Source organism: Paenibacillus sp. JZ16, assembly GCF_015326965.1.
Lineage (GTDB): Bacteria > Bacillota > Bacilli > Paenibacillales > Paenibacillaceae > Paenibacillus_AQ.
Genome location: NZ_CP017659.1, coordinates 1396663 through 1415980, shown reverse-complemented (window position 1 = coordinate 1415980; position 19318 = coordinate 1396663). Strand labels below are relative to the sequence as shown.

Annotated in this window: 14 protein-coding genes and 1 riboswitch; of the genes, 13 read left to right on the top strand and 1 reads right to left on the bottom strand. The window is 48.9% G+C overall.

Going from position 1 to position 19318, the window contains the following annotated elements; all coding sequences use genetic code 11:
- The first annotated feature begins 305 nt into the window (after positions 1 to 305).
- The 5 genes from BJP58_RS06165 to BJP58_RS06145 all read left to right on the top strand — a co-directional run bounded on the left by BJP58_RS06165 (position 306) and on the right by BJP58_RS06145 (position 6041).
- Positions 306 to 1220: a LysR family transcriptional regulator gene (locus BJP58_RS06165; RefSeq protein ID WP_194543234.1), complete on the top strand. Its 915-nt coding sequence runs from the start codon at positions 306 to 308 to the stop codon at positions 1218 to 1220.
- Between the two features lie 129 nt (positions 1221 to 1349).
- Positions 1350 to 1814, top strand: a complete 465-nt coding sequence (locus tag BJP58_RS06160; RefSeq protein ID WP_194543233.1) for a DinB family protein — start codon at positions 1350 to 1352, stop codon at positions 1812 to 1814.
- Positions 1815 to 2070: 256 nt separating this feature from the next.
- Positions 2071 to 2592, top strand: coding sequence for a GNAT family N-acetyltransferase (locus BJP58_RS06155; protein WP_194543232.1), 522 nt, complete (start codon positions 2071 to 2073; stop codon positions 2590 to 2592).
- A gap of 102 nt (positions 2593 to 2694) precedes the next feature.
- The gene (locus BJP58_RS06150) at positions 2695 to 5241 is read left to right on the top strand and encodes a diguanylate cyclase domain-containing protein (protein WP_194543231.1); all 2547 of its coding nucleotides are present in this window, start codon (positions 2695 to 2697) and stop codon (positions 5239 to 5241) included.
- A gap of 167 nt (positions 5242 to 5408) precedes the next feature.
- Entirely contained in the window at positions 5409 to 6041 is a 633-nt protein-coding gene (locus tag BJP58_RS06145; protein ID WP_194543230.1) for a YdcF family protein, read from the top strand.
- 10 nt (positions 6042 to 6051) lie between these two features.
- Here the strand turns inward: BJP58_RS06145 and BJP58_RS06140 are convergent, their stop codons facing one another.
- The gene (locus BJP58_RS06140) at positions 6052 to 7494 is read right to left on the bottom strand and encodes a PAS domain-containing sensor histidine kinase (RefSeq protein WP_194543229.1); all 1443 of its coding nucleotides are present in this window, start codon (positions 7492 to 7494) and stop codon (positions 6052 to 6054) included.
- A gap of 253 nt (positions 7495 to 7747) precedes the next feature.
- Positions 7748 to 7828: riboswitch (ZMP/ZTP riboswitch) on the top strand.
- An 84-nt stretch (positions 7829 to 7912) separates the two neighbouring features.
- Here BJP58_RS06140 and purT point away from each other — a divergent pair.
- The 8 genes from purT to mglC all read left to right on the top strand — a co-directional run bounded on the left by purT (position 7913) and on the right by mglC (position 19285).
- Positions 7913 to 9073, top strand: a complete 1161-nt coding sequence (gene purT, locus BJP58_RS06135) for a phosphoribosylglycinamide formyltransferase 2 (protein WP_194543228.1) — start codon at positions 7913 to 7915, stop codon at positions 9071 to 9073.
- A 321-nt stretch (positions 9074 to 9394) separates the two neighbouring features.
- Positions 9395 to 10753, top strand: coding sequence for an MATE family efflux transporter (locus BJP58_RS06130; protein ID WP_194543227.1), 1359 nt, complete (start codon positions 9395 to 9397; stop codon positions 10751 to 10753).
- A gap of 198 nt (positions 10754 to 10951) precedes the next feature.
- A complete protein-coding gene (locus tag BJP58_RS06125) occupies positions 10952 to 12586 on the top strand; it encodes a response regulator (RefSeq protein WP_194543226.1) in 1635 nt (544 codons plus the stop codon).
- 5 nt (positions 12587 to 12591) lie between these two features.
- Positions 12592 to 14421, top strand: coding sequence for a cache domain-containing sensor histidine kinase (locus tag BJP58_RS06120; RefSeq protein WP_194543225.1), 1830 nt, complete (start codon positions 12592 to 12594; stop codon positions 14419 to 14421).
- Entirely contained in the window at positions 14414 to 15415 is a 1002-nt protein-coding gene (locus BJP58_RS06115) for a substrate-binding domain-containing protein (protein WP_194543224.1), read from the top strand. Before BJP58_RS06120 ends, BJP58_RS06115 begins: the two co-directional genes overlap by 8 nt.
- A gap of 171 nt (positions 15416 to 15586) precedes the next feature.
- The gene (locus BJP58_RS06110; RefSeq protein WP_071218587.1) at positions 15587 to 16639 is read left to right on the top strand and encodes a galactose ABC transporter substrate-binding protein; all 1053 of its coding nucleotides are present in this window, start codon (positions 15587 to 15589) and stop codon (positions 16637 to 16639) included.
- A 116-nt stretch (positions 16640 to 16755) separates the two neighbouring features.
- The gene (locus tag BJP58_RS06105) at positions 16756 to 18288 is read left to right on the top strand and encodes a sugar ABC transporter ATP-binding protein (protein ID WP_194544846.1); all 1533 of its coding nucleotides are present in this window, start codon (positions 16756 to 16758) and stop codon (positions 18286 to 18288) included.
- Positions 18266 to 19285 (top strand): galactose/methyl galactoside ABC transporter permease MglC, encoded by a 1020-nt coding sequence (gene mglC / locus BJP58_RS06100; protein WP_194543223.1) that lies wholly within the window; start codon positions 18266 to 18268, stop codon positions 19283 to 19285. Before BJP58_RS06105 ends, mglC begins: the two co-directional genes overlap by 23 nt.
- Positions 19286 to 19318: the final 33 nt, after the last annotated feature.

The window sequence follows — 19318 nt, the reverse complement described above, 5'->3', positions numbered from 1 at the left end:
ATCCTAGAACGCTAGGATTCAGCTAAGTCGTATCATGAATTGGTAAAATGTACTTGCTGCACCACTATAGACGGGAGAAATGTTAAAAGGTTGCAGGACCATGAAAATTCATGAAAACGGATCATCATGCTGATTACGAACTCGGATCACCAAGAAGTCAGAGCTCCTTATATTCAGAGCACTCCCCTCGATGTGTCCTATATTCGATTCAGCAGTTTACAAATGGACTTCATTTAGGATATAAACGATCTAAATGATCACAACAGATTGACCAGGTGAATAGATCAAGAATCGAGGGATGACCTATGAATCTTCATGCACTACGCATTTTTAATGATGTCTCCAAGACGGGAAGCATTACGAGATCGGCCGGCAATTTGCTGTTAAGTCAACCAGCCGTTACGGCCCAAATCCGCAATTTGGAGCGGGAGCTCGGCATGAAATTGATTGAGGCTAACGGACGCAATATTCAATTGACTGAAGCAGGCATTGCCTTGGCCAGGCATTCCCAACGGTTATTTGCGATGGAAGCCGAGATGGAAGAGATGATGGAGGCCATCAAATCCGGTCAGCAGGGAAGTTTGCGAATATGTGCAACCGAGCTGCCCGAGAGCGCTTTGCTGCCCGGATGGCTGGTTGGGTATAAGCAGGAGCATCCAAGGATGGAGGTGCAGCTGCTGAAAGGAAATTCCCGAACTGCGCTGCAGCGGTTACAGGACAATTCGGTGCATATCTCCATCGTATGCGGCAGCTGGTCCATTGAAGCGGAAGATATCGAGTCCTTTACAATAATGGAAGATGAATTAATTTTTGCTGTGCCTGCCCTTCATCGACTAGCCGATAAAGAAGTGACATTCCTTGAGCTTATGGAGGAACCCTTTGTGTTGAGGGAAGAAGGAAGTTACACGCGAAAACGGTTATGGTCGTTGATAGAGTCATCGGATGCACGCGAACCTCGCTGTTCCATAACGATAGAGGGGTTGAAGGAATCCATTGAAGCGGTAAAAGCGGGATACGGGGCTGCGTTAGTTCCTGCTCTTTCTATCAAGAAAGAACTGGTTTCGGGCGAACTTGGCAAGGTTAAAGTGTCTGGCGTAACTTTCCCGCACCCTATTCGGGTATGCATCAAGAGACAAGAAGCGAGACCTGCGCAAGTCCATTCGTTTATTTCTTATATTCAAGCGGATATCCGCGAAAAAAACCAGTATATCCATGGATGATGAAGGCTTGCCCTTGATTCATCCATTTTTTTTATGAAACGGAGTGAAAACAATATTATTTCTTTATCCGCATATGGAGTACACTCGGTTAAAGCGGACGCTGGATATTAATGAGAAGGAGTGGGCTGCATGAGAGCATACCTGTTTGAACATTTGGAATTTGTGCGTGCACAAACGTTGAATCTTGTAAGGGATCTCCCGGATGATATAGCGGAGTTGATTCCGAGTGGAATGAATAACCACGTGAAATGGAATATGGGACATGTTTTATTCATAGCGGAAAGGTTTGCGTTCGGCGTGAACGGAGAACCTATAACCCTTCCCTCTGAATATACCGAGCTGTTCCGATCGGGTTCAAAGCCAAGGGAGATTAGCGAAGCATGGCCATCCATACACGAGCTTGTCGAACTGCTTGAGGGTCAGGTCCACCGAATCGAACGCAGGTACAACGGGCATTTGCACGATACGGTTTTATCCCCCTATACAACCTCCAAAGGTTTAAAGTTAACCCGGGTCGAAGAATTCTTAAGCTTTTGCTTGTATCATGAAGGCATGCATTTTGATAAAATGAAATCGATTCTCAGCCAAGTCTAAGTTGTAATGAAATGAAACACAAAGAAACAATTTGAGATGAGAGCGATAAGCGGAAAAATAACCAGAAATTTGACATATTATGAAGGAATGTCACTCTTTTGATCGAATCTTTAATGAGAGTAAGTTGAAAAGTGAAAGAGGGTGACCCGGCGTAATTAAGAAAGATCTGTATATACGGCGAATCGCATTTGCCTCTGTATTGAAGTGTGCGGTATGAAGAGGACACTTGAATACATTTTGAAGAGGAGTCGGGCAAATGGATATCGTAACGGAAAGATTAATAATTCGCGAGTTTGAACCAGAAGACTGGCAGGATGTTCTGCAATATACATCCGATCCGGTGGTGATGCATTACATGCCTGAGCCTGTGCATACGGAAGAAACAGTAAAACAATTTCTTGCTCAGAACAAGGGCGATAAAGCTCATCATTATGCCGTCTGCCTGCAAAAGGAACAACGGGTGATAGGACATGTGGTGTTTCATCCATGGTTCGGCGAACATACCTATGAAATCGGCTGGGTGTTTAATTCAACCTATCACCGTAGGGGGTATGCCACGGAAGCTGCCAGAGCTTTGCTTCAGCACGGTTTCGAAGTAATGGGGTTGCATCGGATCATTGCGACATGCCAGCCTGAGAATACACCTTCGTATCGGGTGATGGAGAAGCTGGGTATGAGGAGAGAAGGCTATTTTCAACAGTGTATTCCTCGTGGCGATATCTGGTGGGATGAGTATTACTATGCTATGCTGAAGACTGAATGGCGTACAATCTCATAGTTCTATTGTTATAATATGCTGTGCCCAATGGATCTCTTATAACAATGAGATGCATTGGGCTTATTTGATATTAAATCTGTGAATAAGGGAAGTTGATAAGCAATGACGGAACAGGATCCACTAAATCGAGAGCTGCTGACGGAGGGCGATTATGTAACGGATGGACCGATCGACCTGACGAATTGCGAGAAAGAACCTATTCACATTCCAGGATTTATTCAGCCCCATGGCGTACTGCTTGCCATTAACCCTATTGATGACTATAGGATCGCCCAATGCAGCCGAAATACGGATCAGTTCTTAGGCATTAGCGCAGAAGCACTTCTGGGACAGCATTTGGAAGCACTTATTGGAAAGGCCCAATTTGAGCTGATGATTCATCGGGATCTTCAGGCGATCGCCACGCCCGATTTACAGTATATCAATTTAACGATTCCGGTTGGGGATGATCCGGTTGCGTTTTTCGGAATTGTCCACGAAAGCGAAGGGTTGATACTGCTTGAATTGGAGCTGGTATCGGAAGATACCGTAGCCTTTACGGATGATTTTGAAAGGATACAGACGTTCTTCAGTCGCATGAAACGAACCGAGAATCGTGTGGAGGCGAGTCAAGTGGCTTGCGAGCTCGTGAAGGATATTCTCGGATATGACCGCGTGATGCTCTATGAGTTTGATGATCACTGGAACGGAAAAGTGGTTGCCGAAGCTAAAGAGCAGGAGCTGGAGCCTTTTTTGGGACACCATTATCCGGCATCGGATATTCCTAGGCAAGCCCGTGAACTGTATCTAAGAAATTGGCTGCGGACGATTGTTGATGTGAGTTATACGCCGGTCGAGATTATTCCTACGGTACAACCATTGACTGGCAAGCCATTGAATCTCAGTTTATCTGCGCTGCGGAGTGTCTCTCCGCTTCATATCGAATACCTTCATAATATGGGGGTTGGCGCGACAACCACGATTTCCCTTATCCATGACAACCAATTGTGGGGTTTGATTACTTGTCATCACTATAGTAGAAAATATGTATCCCACCGGACCCGCAACCTATGCAACTTTCTGGGCTCCTTTTTCTCCAACGAGCTGTATCAACGACAGCAGCTCGACGATTATCAAACAGAGTTGAGGCTCAGAATTTTATCCGCCCGCATTACCGAAATTTTCATCGGCCAAACCGATGTATTCCATGTTATCGAACAGCTTGACAACGAGGAGCAGACCTTGCTCGATTTAATGAGCGCTACCGGGGCTGTCGTTTATTATCAAGATAATTTGATGCTGTACGGTACGACACCAACTTCGAAGCAAGTCATGGAGCTTGCCGGCTGGTTATCTGCCCAGGCCGAAGATTATACGTACCACAGTTCTAAACTCAGTGCCGAATATGAACCCGCTAAAGCTTATAAGGATATCGCATCAGGTGTATTGTATCTCGCTTTGTCACCAGGCCAACAAAATTATGTCATGTGGTTCAGGCCCGGGGTTGTTCAAATTGTGGATTGGGCCGGCGATCCGGCCAAAGCCGTTATCCAAGAGGAGGATAAGGTCCGTTTATCTCCGCGTAAATCATTCGAAAAATGGAGACAGGTGGTTGAGGGGACCTCATATTCTTGGAAGTCACAGGAGTTAAGCGTTCTCCCGCAATTGAAGTCGATCGTTCGCAAGCAGACGGATGATCAATTAAGGCAAGCAAAAGAACAGGCCATACAGAATGCGAGAATTTTCAGAGAGAACGAAGAACGGTACCTGCAGCTCATGGGCCTGTCGCCTGTCGCTTTCTTGTCACTGACAACGGCAGGTACCATTATGTATTGCAATGTGCAGGCCGAATCGCTGTTCGGTGCAAAGAAACCCGAAGAGCTGCTGCAGCTTGAGATATATAAGTTGGCTAGAGAAGATTCGCGACTTGATCTGAGAGAGCAGATCAAACGGATGGAGCAGAATCAAACCCAGTTAGTATCCGGCAGCGGCAGGTTTGTTACGCTGGAGGGCAACGGGATCGAGCTTGAATTTATGCTGGCTGCTATTCATCAAGGGCGTAAATCCTCCATTATGGTGATTCTGAGAGAAGGTACGGCGGAAGATGGCCCGGATCGGGTATACTCCGATGTGCTGGATCAGCTTCAAAATTATGTGACAACAGACCCGCTGACCGAACTGCCCAATCCGCTGACTTTTGAAAAAGAACTGTCGATGGACTGGGAGGAATGTGTTCAGAATAAGCTGCCTTTAGCCTTGATGATGGTCGATATTGACGACTTCCGGGTATATAATACCCTTCATGGTTTATATGGCGGTGATTTATGTTTGCAATGGATAGCCGATGCCCTGAAAATTATTGGCGAACCCTACGGAGCGTCCATATCACGCTACGGTGGCGGGACCTTTATCCTGAAGCTGAAAAACGAAAGCCCCGAACGTACCTATGAATTGGCTGAGAAGATACGCCTTGGCGTGCTTGCACTCAGCATTCCCAAGGATCGCTCGGCAGAGGATGGGTTTATGACCGTTAGCGTGGGGGCGGCCTGCCTTACACCAGCATCCATGTTAAAGTTCACGGATTTGATCGCGGAGACGGAGAAAGCGATGCATATTGCCAAGAGCAAAGGGAAGAACAGAGTCACGCTGTATGGATATGATGCGGATTAAACGGTAGATTCGAGTTTGTGTTACTCTCGGTAGTGCTAGAATAAAAAAACGATAGTTGACAGCAAAGAAAGCCTGACGCTCTCAATAAGGGAGCAGCAGGCTTTTTTTGCTGAAAATGATAGAATGGACACTAAGGGTAGATTAAGTTTGGGCGCTGGGGGTGCAGCATGACACGAAATATGCCGGCAAGGGAAGCTCGGGGCAGAAGAAAGCGTACCGTGATTTATGTGTTGGGGGTATTCATTGGAATCCTGTTAATTTATACGCTGTATGTGGGCATCACCATTTGGAATTATGCGCAAAGAACAGCCAATATCCCGTCTGATGCAGCCATCGTGCTGGGGGCTGCTGTATGGGAAGGGAAGCCATCGCCTGTTTTTCAGGGACGCATTGATCATGCGCTATGGCTGTATGACCGGCAGTACGTAGACAAGCTGATATTTACAGGGGGACGCAGTTCGGAGGATGAACTTGCCGAATCGGAAGTTGCCAGGCAGTATGCCATCGAGCATGGTGTTCCGGAGAGTGACATCCTTGTCGAGACGGCTTCGACGATCACGGAGCAGAATCTGTACTTTGCCAATAAGGTAGGAGATTCAGCAGGACTGTCCTCTTACCTCATTGTAAGTGACCCGCTGCATATGAAGCGGGCGATGATGATGGTGGAAGATATGGGATTGGAAGCCAATCCTTCGCCCGCAGCCCGGAGCGCGTATCAGAGCCTGAGAAGCAAAGTTCCTTTTCTAATCAGAGAAGTCTTTTATTACATCGGTTATCAACTGGCTTCACCATTCCGATAATATGTATGCGTTATAAAGCCGGTAAATGGATCGTAAAGGTTGTCCCATGATTGGGTATGCTCTCTACATTCATCGTACCGCCATGATTATGAATAATGTTCTTGGTAATCATCAGTCCGAGTCCCGTCCCGGTGTCTTTGGTCGTAACAAAGGGCTGCCCCAGGGATTGGATTTGTTCCTGCGTCATGCCAATCCCTTCGTCCTGCACGATGATTCGAACCTCTTGAGCGTTGTGCAAAATGTCCAAGGTAATGGTTCCCCCTTGATTCATCGCTTCCATGGCATTTTTCAGCAGATTGATGAACACTTGCTTGAGCTGGTTTACTTCACCCTGAACGAAGACCGGTGCCATCGGATAATGAGGGATGATCTCGATATTTTTGAGGGCTGCTTGAACCTTCATAAGGGTAATGATCTGTTCCATAATGGCAAACACGTCGATGGGTCCGCTGACATGAACGCTCTGCGGTTTCGAGAGCACCAGGAGTTCATTGACAATGAGTTCGATGCGTTTGAGCTCCGATTCAATGATTTCAAAATAGAGCTCGTTGCTTCGTTCCGCAGATCGCAGCAATTTTACGAATCCGTTAATCGAAGTTAAGGGATTCCGAATTTCATGGGCAATGCCGGCGGCCAACTGGCCGGCGGTGGTCAGCTTCTCGGATTGCATCACGCGATCTTCTTCCATCTGCTGCTCTGTGATGTCTTTAAAGATCCCGACGGCCGCTTTCTCGCCTTCATAATTTATGATCAACGTGAATCCCGTGACCATTTTCTCCTGCCCGTCCAGACAGCGTATCCGATAATCGACGCTTCCGATCTCTTCACTCTCGGCATATTTTGCCCTGCGTTTCATCAGTTTGTTATGGTGCGATGCGTCGACTACCACGTCGGTTGAAATCCCGAGGACGTCACGGGGATGCGCAGCATTAACAAGTCTGAGCGCGGCAGGATTAACATAGTGGACAATGCCTTTTTTTGTTATGAGTACGGATAAGGGGAGTCCTTCCAACAGCTGCAAAAACGAATTTTCCTTCTCGTTTAGCTTCTGTTCCTTCAGCTCCAGCTGCTTCATAAGTTGTCTCAGCAAGGTTCGATCTTCAAACTGTACCAAGCAGCCACGGAAATTCTGCGCCAGCTCCTCCTTAACGCTGATACGTACACTGAGGTATACTTCACGATCGGATGGATGATGGTAAACATATTCAAACTGGGTTATGGATTGCTGCTGATTTTGAGCGGCTCTTGCGTTCCAAACCACTTGATTCAATAAGGCGCGGATGCTGCTATCTTCTTGTGGCGCCCCGGCAGTTAACTCCTGCTGTGAATATCCCAATAGATCACTTAGTGCCGAATTGACCTTAAGAATCGAACCATCAAGCGATATCATTGCCATTCCGATTACGGCTTGTTCAAAGGCAAAATCATGATTGGGGTTGGAATAGGGCAGCACAGCAAGTCTCCTTTCAAATATCTGACAGGAATGAATTTATCCATATTATATGTTGGACCCTATCATTCATCAATCCTTTAAAGCGATAGATCAATAACGAAATTTCTCGTTTTGGCGATAAATCCACCCTAAGAAGTGGCTTTCGCAATCGCTGAAGGATGCCATCGATATGCTGAAGTCTAAATCCTAATGTCGCCTTACGGTGATATTGCAATTAACGGGAAGATTAAGTATGATTTAAATAACAATGTATAGGTTTATGTGTAACTGGCGTAGCATGGGGGACCATGAGGGAGCACATAGATGACGACGGCCGTACGCCTGGGCAGAGGTAAGGGAAGCTTATTTCCCTTACCTCTTTATTATTTTCTGCTTTTTTTATAAGTCTCTGAAACTACGAAAAGGGGATAAAACAACGATGTTAAAAACGAAGAAAATACTGCTGCTAGGTTCGGGAGAACTCGGAAAAGAAGTCGTGATTGAGGCCCAGAGACTGGGTGTTGAAACCGTAGCGGTCGATCGTTATGCTGACGCTCCTGCCATGCATGTTGCCGATCACAGCCATGTCCTCGATATGCTGGATGGGGAGAAATTACGCGCAATCATCGAGCTGGAGAAGCCGGACCTGATCGTACCCGAAATCGAGGCGCTCGCTACTTCGGAGCTGGTTAGACTGGAGGAAGAGGGGTACCGGGTTATTCCTACTGCCAGAGCTGCGAAGCTTACGATGGATCGTGAAGGGATTCGCCGGTTGGCTTCCGAGGAGTTGGGACTGCCTACTGCAGGCTATCGATTTGCCGATACTTATGAGGAATTTAAACAGGCTGTCCTGGATATGGGCTTTCCGTGCGTGATAAAACCGCTGATGAGTTCCTCAGGCAAAGGCCAGAGTGTATGCCGCTGCGAAGGGGATATCGAGTCCTGCTGGAACATGGCGATGGAAGGCGGCCGCGTGCAGAACGGCAGAGTGATCATTGAGGAATTCATTACGTTCCAGTCAGAGATCACGCTTTTGACCGTTCGCTCCGTCAATGGAACAAGCTTCTGTGCGCCAATCGGTCATATTCAGGAGAGCGGGGACTATATCGAATCCTGGCAGCCGCACAACATGTCCGATGAGCAAATGGAGGAAGCTAAATATATTGCAAGGACGATTACCGACGAGCTTGGCGGATATGGATTGTTTGGTGTTGAATTGTTCCTTGCTGCGGATAAAGTGTATTTTAGCGAGGTGTCTCCGCGACCGCATGATACCGGCTTGGTTACGCTGGTGACGCAAAATTTATCTGAATTCGCGCTTCACGTCCGTGCCATTCTTGGTTTTCCAATCCCGGAGATCGAATTGATAACGCCGGGAGCCAGTCGTCCGCTGAAAGCTGCGCGAGAGCTGGAGGACTACACAATTACCGGTGCCGAGCAAGCACTGGCTGTTCCGAATACGCAGCTGCGCATTTTTGGGAAACCGGTGACCAAGGTTGGAAGACGGGTCGCAGTTGCGTTGTCAACCGCCGGCACATTAGAGGAAGCGCGTTCGCGTGCGAAGCAGGCTTTGGATGAGCTTGCTATTGAGGAAGCCTAATCATTACCGATTCTTAGGGTGGTGCATCCATAATCTTCTGAAAAAAGGTCAACCGATTTACCGGTTGATCTTTTTTTCATTGAAATGATTTCGCGGATCAAAATCCGGTATGAACCGTTCTGACCATAGTGACTTAGTTTTGTTAGTCGTTTTGATGATAAATATGCAGAAATTTATGTTCTTTCATGATAAGATACACAAGAATACAAACGACCCTCACCCATTATAATGTTTTCAAGGCGCTGCTCTATAGGCTTTATAGCGTTATATTATCTAATAAATATATAGAGGAACGTTTAGTGACGGCATAGGAGAATCTACATGAGAGACATGACGCAAGGAAGTCCGATCAAGCTGATCATCATGTTTACGATCCCGCTTTTAATCGGAAATATTTTTCAACAATTTTATAATATGGCGGATACCCTGATCGTTGGGCGCACCATTGGTGTGAACGCACTTGCGGCCGTTGGCTCGACCGGCAGTATTTTGTTTTTTGTCATTGGCTTTGCCCAAGGCTTGACGGCAGGTTTATCCATCATAACGGCGCAGCGTTTTGGCGCCAAGGATATCGCGGGCGTTCGCAAAAGCGTGGGAACGAGTATATGGATTAGCCTTGTATTCACGGTTTTCCTGACCATTGTGAGTGTCATATTCACGAGGCCTGTCCTCGTCATGATGAACACGCCGGCAGAAATCCTGGATGATGCTTATTCGTACTTAATCGTCATAAATTGGGGTGTTGGGGCAGCCGTCCTGTTCAACCTGCTGGCGAACTTGCTCAGAGCGCTTGGGGACAGCCGGACACCGCTTCTATTCTTGGTGGTCGCAAGCATTCTGAATATCGTACTCGATCTGTTATTTATTCTCGTATTCAAGATGGGAGTAGCCGGAGCAGGGCTTGCCACGGTGGTATCGCAGCTGTTCTCCTGCCTGCTCTGCTTGTTATACATTCATAAAAAGGTTCCGCTTCTGCAATTCAAGAATGCTGATTGGTCCATCGATAGGACATTTATACGCCGGCATATGTGGGTCGGTTTCCCGATGGGCTTCCAAGCCTCCATCATTGCAATCGGTGCCATCATTCTTCAGATTACGCTTAACGGTCTTGGGGCAACAGCCGTAGCCGCATATACTGCTGCTCAGAAGATTGACATGCTCGCTACGCAGCCCATGAGTTCCTTTGGCATTACGATGGCGACTTTTGCGGCCCAGAACTTCGGTGCGAATCGCATAGACCGAATCAAGCTTGGAGTTAAACAATGTATATGGGTCTCGGGATCTTTCAGCATCGCCGTGGGGTTGCTGGTTATATTCGCGGGTCCTGCAGCCGTCAGCCTCTTTGTCGGTCATGGACAGGGAGAATTGCTGTCCCTTAGCAGGCTGTATTTCTTATCGAACGGAAGCACCTATTTGCTTCTGTCGCTGTTGTTCATCTACCGCTTCACGCTGCAGGGACTGGGACAGAGCTTTATCCCAACCGTAGCCGGCATCATGGAACTGATCATGCGGGTATTGGCTGCCATCTTCCTGACCGCGCAGATCGGGTTCCTCGGCGCAAGCCTGGCGAACCCGCTGGCTTGGCTCGGAGCCGTCATCCCGCTCGGCATTGCCTACTACCTGAGCATCAAAAGGTTAGGCACGCCTGCTAATCCCGTCTCCATACCGGCCCAGGCGTAAGGATTTTATACAATCGAGTTCAGGACGAATCATGACTTAACGAACAGAAATCACTCTGTTGTTCAAGAGCCATGCATTCGTTCTTTTTTTTGCCTCAAGCAGCGTGAAAATGATGCATTCCAAATTTGGATGGGCCGCGGTAAGATCACATTAGATTCTTTTAACTAAATTTGACAGATTAGAACAGGAGGGGTTGCCTTGTACAAAGTGCTGTTAGTGGACGATGAAGCCGACGTAAGAGAGGGACTCGTGCAGGAAATCCAGTGGGAAGCCTGCGGATTCACGATCGAGGGAACGGCGGAGAACGGGAGAGAGGCTGTGGAGCTTGCGGAGCGATTGGAGCCGGAAGTTGTCATTACCGATATCAGTATGCCGTTTCAGGATGGGCTCCAGCTGGCCTCATGGCTCAGAGAGTTTCAGCCGCTGTGCAAAATCGTGATCTTAACCGGATACGATGAATTTGATTATGCCCGTCAAGCGATTACGCTCAGCGTGGACGAGTATTTGCTTAAACCTTTCTCAGCCGAAAGCTTTATGGAGCTATTGAGGAAGATCAAGGACAAGATCGATTTGGAGGTTGCAGAGCGCGAGGATGTGCGTCAGTTGAAGGAGCATTACCGCACGAGCCTGCCATTGCTTCGGGAATCGTTTCTTGCGTCGCTGCTCACCCGGAAATTACCCCGCTCGATTGTTGAGGAGAAGATTCGAAATTACGAATTATCTTTGAATGGAGGTTGTTACCTTGCTGCGGTTATGGCCTTATATCCCGCTTCTGTTGATAAGGAGCAAACGTCCTCAGCCTCCCTACGCCATTCTGGAGACTTGGATTTAATGCTGCATGCCATGCTGAACATCGCGAAGGAGCTTCTGGATCCCTCATCTCTTGTAAGCGCATTCATATATCAGGACAGCATTGTGCTGCTGATTGCGAATGATGAGAGGGAGGAAGAAGCGTGGTTTAGCGAGCTGCAGTTGACACTTGACCGTTTATTAAAAAGCATTCTTCATTATTTGAAGCTGCCGGTTACGATTGGAGTGGGCTCACAGGTGGGGAATCTAACAGACCTGAAGCTTTCATATCAGGGTGCGCTGCTGGCGCTCGACTACCGGTTGATTCTGGGTGCCGAGAAAGTCATTTTCATCGATGATGTCGAGCGTCCGAGACCGGAGGGGGTTCGTCTGGATGAATTAAAGGAGCAAGCGCTGATCCGCAGTCTAAAGCTCGGAACCGAAGAGGAATTGACCGAAGCCATTTCGCATATATTCGATGAACTCATTGGCGCCTCATGTACCATTCAGGACGTTCAGGTATACCTTCTGGAGGTTGTAACGGCCGTCTTGCGATCGGCCAAAGAATCCGGGGTTGAGATCGAGGCGTTGTTCGGCGCAGGATTTCAGCTGCATGCGGAGATCTTTAAGTTTTCCGGCTTACAGGAGGCTAAAGCCTGGCTGCAGGACATTAGTTTGACCATACGAAAGCATATTGCCAGCTCCAGGCAGCATGCGTACAAAGACATTGTGGAGAAGGCACTCCAATATACACGGGAGCATTACATTGATTCGGAATTATCTCTGCAGAAGCTGTGCATGCAGCTTCATATTAGTACAGGCTATTTTAGCGCTGTGTTTAAAAGAGAAGTCAAAATGACCTACGTGCAGTATTTGATGCAGCTTCGGATGGAAACGGCTAAGGAGCTTCTTCGATCATCGGATCTTAGAGCCTTCGAAATCGCGGAGCGTGTCGGATTTGCCGATCCGAATTATTTCAGCTTCTGCTTCAAGAAGTTGGTCGGCATCTCGCCCAAGGAATACCGGACACAAGCGAGGGGGTAGATCTGGTGAAAATCGCGTATGCCAAGCGGAACTCGATTAAACCAACCATTCAGCGATGGATTAGGCGATTTTGCGCACACAGCATTCAATCGATCATCATGTGGTCCTTTTCGGCATTTATTCTGCTGATCGTGATCGTGGTAGCCGTTCTGTTGTTCAATAAATTCTCCCGATCGGCGGAGCAAAGCGTGTTTCTGAATGCCCAGCAAATCGTGGATCAAGTAAGCTATAATCTCGAGGATTATGTGGACGGGATGGCACAGCTGTATCGGGCCATTGAGGAAAACATGCTAGCTGACGGGCAATGGGACGATGAGCAGGTTACTCAACAGCTGAACACCATCATGCGAAGCCGGGATGACATCGTCTCCATCGCGTTATTTAATGAACAGGGCGATATGCTGAGGAACCATCCGGCTATGCCGGTTAAGGCCAGCGCGCGGGTGACGGAACAAAGCTGGTTTCACTCGGCCATGAGAGTCTCCAACCATCTGAGCTTCTCACTGCCGCATGTGCAGAATTTGTACGACCATACATTTAAATGGGTTGTCACGATGAGCAAAGGAATTACGGTTGTTCATAACGGGGAGCCAACATATGTCATTCTGCTGGTAGATATCAACTTCAAGAAAATCGATGAGCTAAGCAGCCGCATTAGCTTGGGTAAGCGGGGGTATGCGTATATCATCGATGAAGGAGCGGGAAACATCGTGTATCATCCCCAGCAGCAATTAATTTACATGGGGCTTCGAAACGAGAGTGTTGAGCGGGCACTTACTTCCTCTGACAGCTACATTGATGAATCGGATGGAGTCAAGCGGCTGAACACGGTGAAATCAGTCGTTAATATAGGATGGAAAATCGTTGGGGTTTCCTATTTGGATGAAATCATGACCACAAGAGAAGAGGTCAATCGTTATCTGGTTCAGGTCGTGGCGATGGTTCTGGTGCTTGCCATCGCAGTTTCCCTGATTCTCTCGGCTATGCTGACCCGCCCCATCCGCCGGATGGGCAGAACGATGAAGGCGGTGGAACGTGGCGATTTCAACGTGGAGCTCCCGATGCAGGGGCCACTGGAAGTGGTACAGCTGTCCAGTCGGTTCAATCTGATGCTGGATAAGATCAGGCAGCTCATGAAACAGATTGTGAAAGAGCAGGAATCGAAGCGCAGATACGAGCTGGAAGCCTTGCAGGCTCAGATCAACCCGCATTTTTTATATAACACCTTGAATTCGGTTGTCCGCATGGTGGGCATGAGCAAGAAGGAGGAAGTCATTACGATGATCACTTCCTTGTCGAAGCTGTTTCGTTTGAGCTTGAGCAAAGGGAAGACCTCCATAAGCGTCCGTGAGGAGCTGGAGCATGCAAGGCATTATTTGACCATCCAACAGATGAGATATAAACAGAAATTCGATTTTTTGATCGAAGCGGATGAGGCAGCGCAGTCCTGCTACACGCTAAAGCTTGTGCTTCAGCCCTTAATCGAGAATGCCATCGTACATGGCATTGAATATATGGTGGATCAAGGACATATTCACATAACGGCTGCTATACAAGGCGATCTATTGGAGATGACGGTTAGGGACAATGGGGTCGGAATGTCTCCCGAGATGCTTGAAAGGATATTAGAGGTTGAAACGCTGCGACAACATCCGGCTCCATTTATCAATACGGCAGGCTCCGGCGTGGCCGTTCGAAATGTTCATGACCGGATCCAATTATATTATGGGCACCGTTACGGTCTGGAATATGAGAGCGAGCTTGAAGAGGGCACGACCGTTCGCATACGGATACCGATTATTCACGAGTCAGGGGAGGAGCGGGAGCATGATTAGCATGAAGCGTGTGTTATGGATACCGATTGTACAGAAAGGCCGTCTTGTTGTACTCATTCTATCCTTGATCTTCTTAACATCGTGTTCATCAGACGCAACCATAGATGAGAATGAGCCCAAACTCCGGCACATTGCACTCGTGGCTCCCATACACGCCGAAGAGCAGGGGGATGCCATCCGATTAGGCGCCGAGGCGGCTGCCAAGGTATACGGAATGGTGCTTGATTATATCCCGCTGGAGCCTAGTGACGATGAAGCGGAGCAACTGCAAGCTGCATTGAAGGTGCTGGAGAAAGGTTCCTCCGCGATTCTGATCGATCCGGCATCCGAAGCCGTACTGTTGAAATTAGGTGATCAGGCATCAGCAGCTGATGTCCCCATCATTGCTTTGAATGATGAGCGAATGACCACAGGTGTCCTGTCCGCCATCGCAATCCATAATGAGGCGGCCGGACGCAAGGCGGGTGAACAGCTGGCCGACTTACTTGGCGATCGGGGAGTTGTCGCCATACTTCGATCCGACAGGGAGGATCCCGACCTCATTGCCCGCGAAGAGGGAGCCAAAAGCGTATTGTCGGGAATTAGCGGGATTCAGATAGCGGACGGGGCAGCATGCGGCAAACGTGAAGATGCATGCTGGCAGGCGGCCAAGCAGCTGCTGGACCGGGAATCGGTTGACGGGATACTGGCACTCGATATTCAGGCCTCCTTGGGAGCGGCAAAAGAAGTCGCAAGACGGAACGTTCAGGGGAAGATCAAGATTGTCACCTTCGGAAGCGACCTGGAGCAGCTTCAACTTCTGCAGGATGGCATCCTTCATAAACTCATTGTGCAGAACGGGTTCAGCACGGGATATCTGGGAGTAGAACAGGCTGTGAAGGTATTGGATGGTTCGAAATATGATAAGCCGATTGTGCTTGAGACCAAGGTGATTGATGCGGACAACATGTTCTGGATGGATAATCAGAAGGTTCTGTTTCCATTTGTGAAGTAAAGAAATCGCGAAAATTAGAGGCAAAGTGATGAGAATTTTGCTAGAAAGCATGAGGATTTTGAATTCGAATGTCAGGAGCATTGCGGCATAATGGCGGTAGACAGTAAGATATGGCGCAGGAACGCCGTATCCGTCACTGAAAATTCGAATGAAACAGGGAGGTCAACCCAGGTGAAGAAAAAATGGCTGTTAATCCTTATAGCCGGCATGATGCTGACCACGGCGGCATGCAATAACGGCGGGAGCAGTTCAACCGGCAGCGAAAGCAAGCAAGATGAGGCGGCAGGCGGCAGCACACCTCAAGTCGGGGTGGCAATTTACAAGTTCGACGACACGTTCATGACAGGCGTTCGGAACGCGATGTCCGATGCAGCGAATGGCGTAGCCAAACTGGATATCGTGGATAGCCAAAATGCGCAGCCAACCCAAAATGAGAAAATCGATCTGTTCATTTCGAAGAAATACAGCTCTATGATCATCAACCCGGTGGATCGGACGGCCGCCGGCGTCATTATCGATAAGGCAAAAACTGCGAATACGCCAGTGGTATTCTTGAACCGGGAGCCGATCGCGGAAGACATGAACAAGTGGGATAAGGTGTATTACGTAGGGGCAAAAGCGGAGGAATCCGGAACGATTTCGGGTCAGCTTATCGTCGATTATTGGAAGGCCAATCCCAAGGCGGACAAGAACGGGGATGGCAAGCTGCAGTATGTATTGCTGCAGGGTGAGCCGGGGCATCAGGATGCCGAGCTGAGGACCAAATTCTCCGTTCAGGCGATTCAAGATGCCGGGATCGAAGTCGAAGCGCTAGCGGTGGATACCGCCATGTGGGACCGCGTGAAGGGACAGGAAAAGATGCAAGCCTTCCTTGCATCCCATGGCGACAAGATTGAAGCGGTTCTGGCCAACAATGACGATATGGCGCTCGGTGCCATTGAAGCATTGAAAGCGGCGGGTTACTTCAGCGGCGACAAGTATATGCCGGTCGTGGGTGTAGATGCGACAGCTCCGGCCATTCAGGCGCTGGAAGACGGCACGCTTCTCGGCACCGTGCTTAATGACGCCAAGAGCCAGGGTAAAGCTTCCGTTGCGATTGCCGCAGCGCTATCCAAAGGAGAAACGCCGAACAAGGACAACACCGGATTTGATATTACCGACGGCAAATATGTATGGATCGCTTACAAAAAAATAACGAAAGACAATATCGCCGACGCGAAATAATAGCAGGGTTATGGGAAGGGGCAGCAGCTATTCGTAGCGTTGTCCCTTTATATTGGGTTCTTTTCACCCGGCCTGCGAAGGAGGTATTCAAGGTGGCGGAATCGTATGTGCTGGAGATGCGGAATATATCGAAGGCGTTTCCAGGCGTTCAGGCATTAAGCGACGTAACGTTCAAGGTGAGACCCGGAACCGTGCATGCGCTTATGGGCGAGAACGGGGCCGGCAAATCAACGCTGATGAAATGTTTATTCGGCATCTACAAGCCTGATGAAGGCGACATTTATTTAAACGGCAGCAAGGTAACCATCAACAGCTCCAGGGACGCATTGAATCACGGAATATCCATGATTCATCAGGAGCTTCATCCCGTGCCGCACCGCAACGTGATGGAGAATATATGGCTGGGAAGATTTCCGATGACGGGTTTCTGGCCTTTGAAATTCGTGAACGAGAAACAGATGGCAGAAGATACGCTCCGCCTGTTCCGCGAGCTCGATATCGATATCGATCCCAGGGCAAGAACAGGAGCGCTGTCTGTATCCAAGATCCAATCGCTTGAGATTGTCAAAGCGGTGTCTTTTCACTCCAAGGTGATTGTAATGGATGAACCGACCTCATCGCTCACCGGAAATGAAGTGGAGCATCTGTTCAACATCATGAATAGGCTCCGTTCGCAAGGGGTGTCGATCGTCTACATTTCGCACAAAATGGAAGAAATCCTGCGCATATCCGATGACGTGACGATTATGCGCGATGGTAAATATGTGGGGACTTGGCAGGCCGGCGAGCTGACAACCGATTTGATTATCACCCGCATGGTGGGACGGGATTTGACGGAGCGCTATCCGGAACGGGTGAACGTTCCCGGCGAAACCCGGATGCAGGTTCGCCAATTAAGCTCCACGAATCCGAAATCGTTTCAGAATGTATCCTTCGAGCTAAGACGGGGGGAGATATTGGGCATCGGAGGCCTTGTCGGCGCACAGCGAACGGAATTAATTGAAGCAATATTCGGACTTCGTCCGGTGGCTTCCGGAACTATATCGATCAACGGGAAGCCGGTAAAGATCAAATCACCATCGGACGCCAAGAAAAATAACATGGCGCTGCTGACGGAAGAGCGCAGGGTTACCGGCATATTCCCGGTGCTCTCGGTCTATGAGAATACCGTCATTGCCAATCTTCGCAGGTATCAGAATTGGGCGTTTCTGTTAAATGAACGCAGAGGAATCCAGGATGCGCGTATGAACGTGGAGCAGCTTAGAACGAAAACGCCCTCGGTCCATACCCAGATTCGCAATCTGTCGGGCGGGAACCAGCAGAAGGTGCTGCTGGCAAGATGGCTTCTGACCGAGCCTGAGATCCTTCTGCTGGATGAGCCGACTCGTGGCATTGATGTTGGCGCGAAGTTCGAGATTTATTCCATCATTACGCAGCTAGCCAAGCAAGGAAAGAGCATTATTATGATTTCCTCCGAAATGCCCGAACTGCTTGGTATGTCCGACCGAATCATGGTGATGAGTGAAGGGCGGTTGACGGGAATTCTGGCAGGGCAGGAAGCAAGCGAAGAGGAAATCATGCGGCTTGCCGCACAGCAGCGGTCAGCCGATTCGGGAGGGGAAGTCGATGAATACGCAAACCATCGGTAAGGTTAAAGATTATTTGGCGCAGCGTGCCATATTCGTAGTATTAATATTGCTCGTTATCGGGATTGCCGTTGCAGATCCCAACTTTCTGGCCTTCTCCACGCTCCGGGATATTTTGCAGCAATCCTCCACCCGATTAATTATCGCGCTTGGCGCGGCGTTCATTCTGATCACCGGCGGGGTTGACCTCTCCGCAGGACGCGTTGTCGGATTAACGGCGGTCGTATCGGCTTCCATGCTGCAAACGGATGTATACGCAAATCGCTTCTTCCCGGACCTGCCTCAAGTATCGGTTGTATTGCCGATCCTTATCGGTATTGCAGCGGGACTTATCGTTGGGTTCATCAATGGTTTCATCGTAGCTAAACTGCATGTGCCGCCGTTCATAGCGACACTCGGTACGATGGTCGGCATATATGGCGTCAACTCCATCTATTTTGATATGGAGCCGAACCAATCCCAGCCGATCGGCGGCTTAAGACCGGACTTTACCGTGTGGGGCAGCGGCTACATCGACTTCGGGGGTGGGTATTCTCTCCCTTACATCGTCATTATCGCCGTCTTCGTTGCACTTATCTGCTGGGTCATATTCAACAAGACCCGTCTCGGCAAAAATATGTATGCGATCGGCGGCAACGTGCAAGCGGCGCATGTATCGGGGATCAATGTAGCCCGTAATCTGATAGCGATCTACGCTATTTCCGGTGCGTTGTACGGCATCGCCGGCGTACTGGAGGCTGCGAGAACCGGGGGCGCGACGAATAACTACGGCAATATGTATGAACTGGATGCGATTGCCGCATGCGTGGTTGGAGGGGTATCCACTGCAGGAGGCATCGGCACGGTGCCGGGCGTGATGGCCGGGGTTCTTATCTTCGGCGTCATCAATTACGGATTAACCTTTATCGGTGTCAGCCCATACTGGCAATTGATCATTAAAGGGCTTATTATCGTAGCAGCGGTCGCATTTGATATTCGCAAATACATGGCAAAAAAATAATAGCAAAAGAAGCCGCTGGAATATATCCTGCGG

What these genes read in the sequence shown, in the direction of transcription:
- BJP58_RS06165 (WP_194543234.1), top strand. Translation starts at nt 306, where the DNA reads ATGAATCTTCATGCACTACGCATTTTTAATGATGTCTCCAAGACGGGA.
- BJP58_RS06160 (WP_194543233.1), top strand. Translation starts at nt 1,350, where the DNA reads ATGAGAGCATACCTGTTTGAACATTTGGAATTTGTGCGTGCACAAACG.
- BJP58_RS06155 (WP_194543232.1), top strand. Translation starts at nt 2,071, where the DNA reads ATGGATATCGTAACGGAAAGATTAATAATTCGCGAGTTTGAACCAGAA.
- BJP58_RS06150 (WP_194543231.1), top strand. Translation starts at nt 2,695, where the DNA reads ATGACGGAACAGGATCCACTAAATCGAGAGCTGCTGACGGAGGGCGAT.
- BJP58_RS06145 (WP_194543230.1), top strand. Translation starts at nt 5,409, where the DNA reads ATGACACGAAATATGCCGGCAAGGGAAGCTCGGGGCAGAAGAAAGCGT.
- purT (WP_194543228.1), top strand. Translation starts at nt 7,913, where the DNA reads ATGTTAAAAACGAAGAAAATACTGCTGCTAGGTTCGGGAGAACTCGGA.
- BJP58_RS06130 (WP_194543227.1), top strand. Translation starts at nt 9,395, where the DNA reads ATGAGAGACATGACGCAAGGAAGTCCGATCAAGCTGATCATCATGTTT.
- BJP58_RS06115 (WP_194543224.1), top strand. Translation starts at nt 14,414, where the DNA reads ATGATTAGCATGAAGCGTGTGTTATGGATACCGATTGTACAGAAAGGC.
- BJP58_RS06105 (WP_194544846.1), top strand. Translation starts at nt 16,756, where the DNA reads ATGCGGAATATATCGAAGGCGTTTCCAGGCGTTCAGGCATTAAGCGAC.
- mglC (WP_194543223.1), top strand. Translation starts at nt 18,266, where the DNA reads ATGAATACGCAAACCATCGGTAAGGTTAAAGATTATTTGGCGCAGCGT.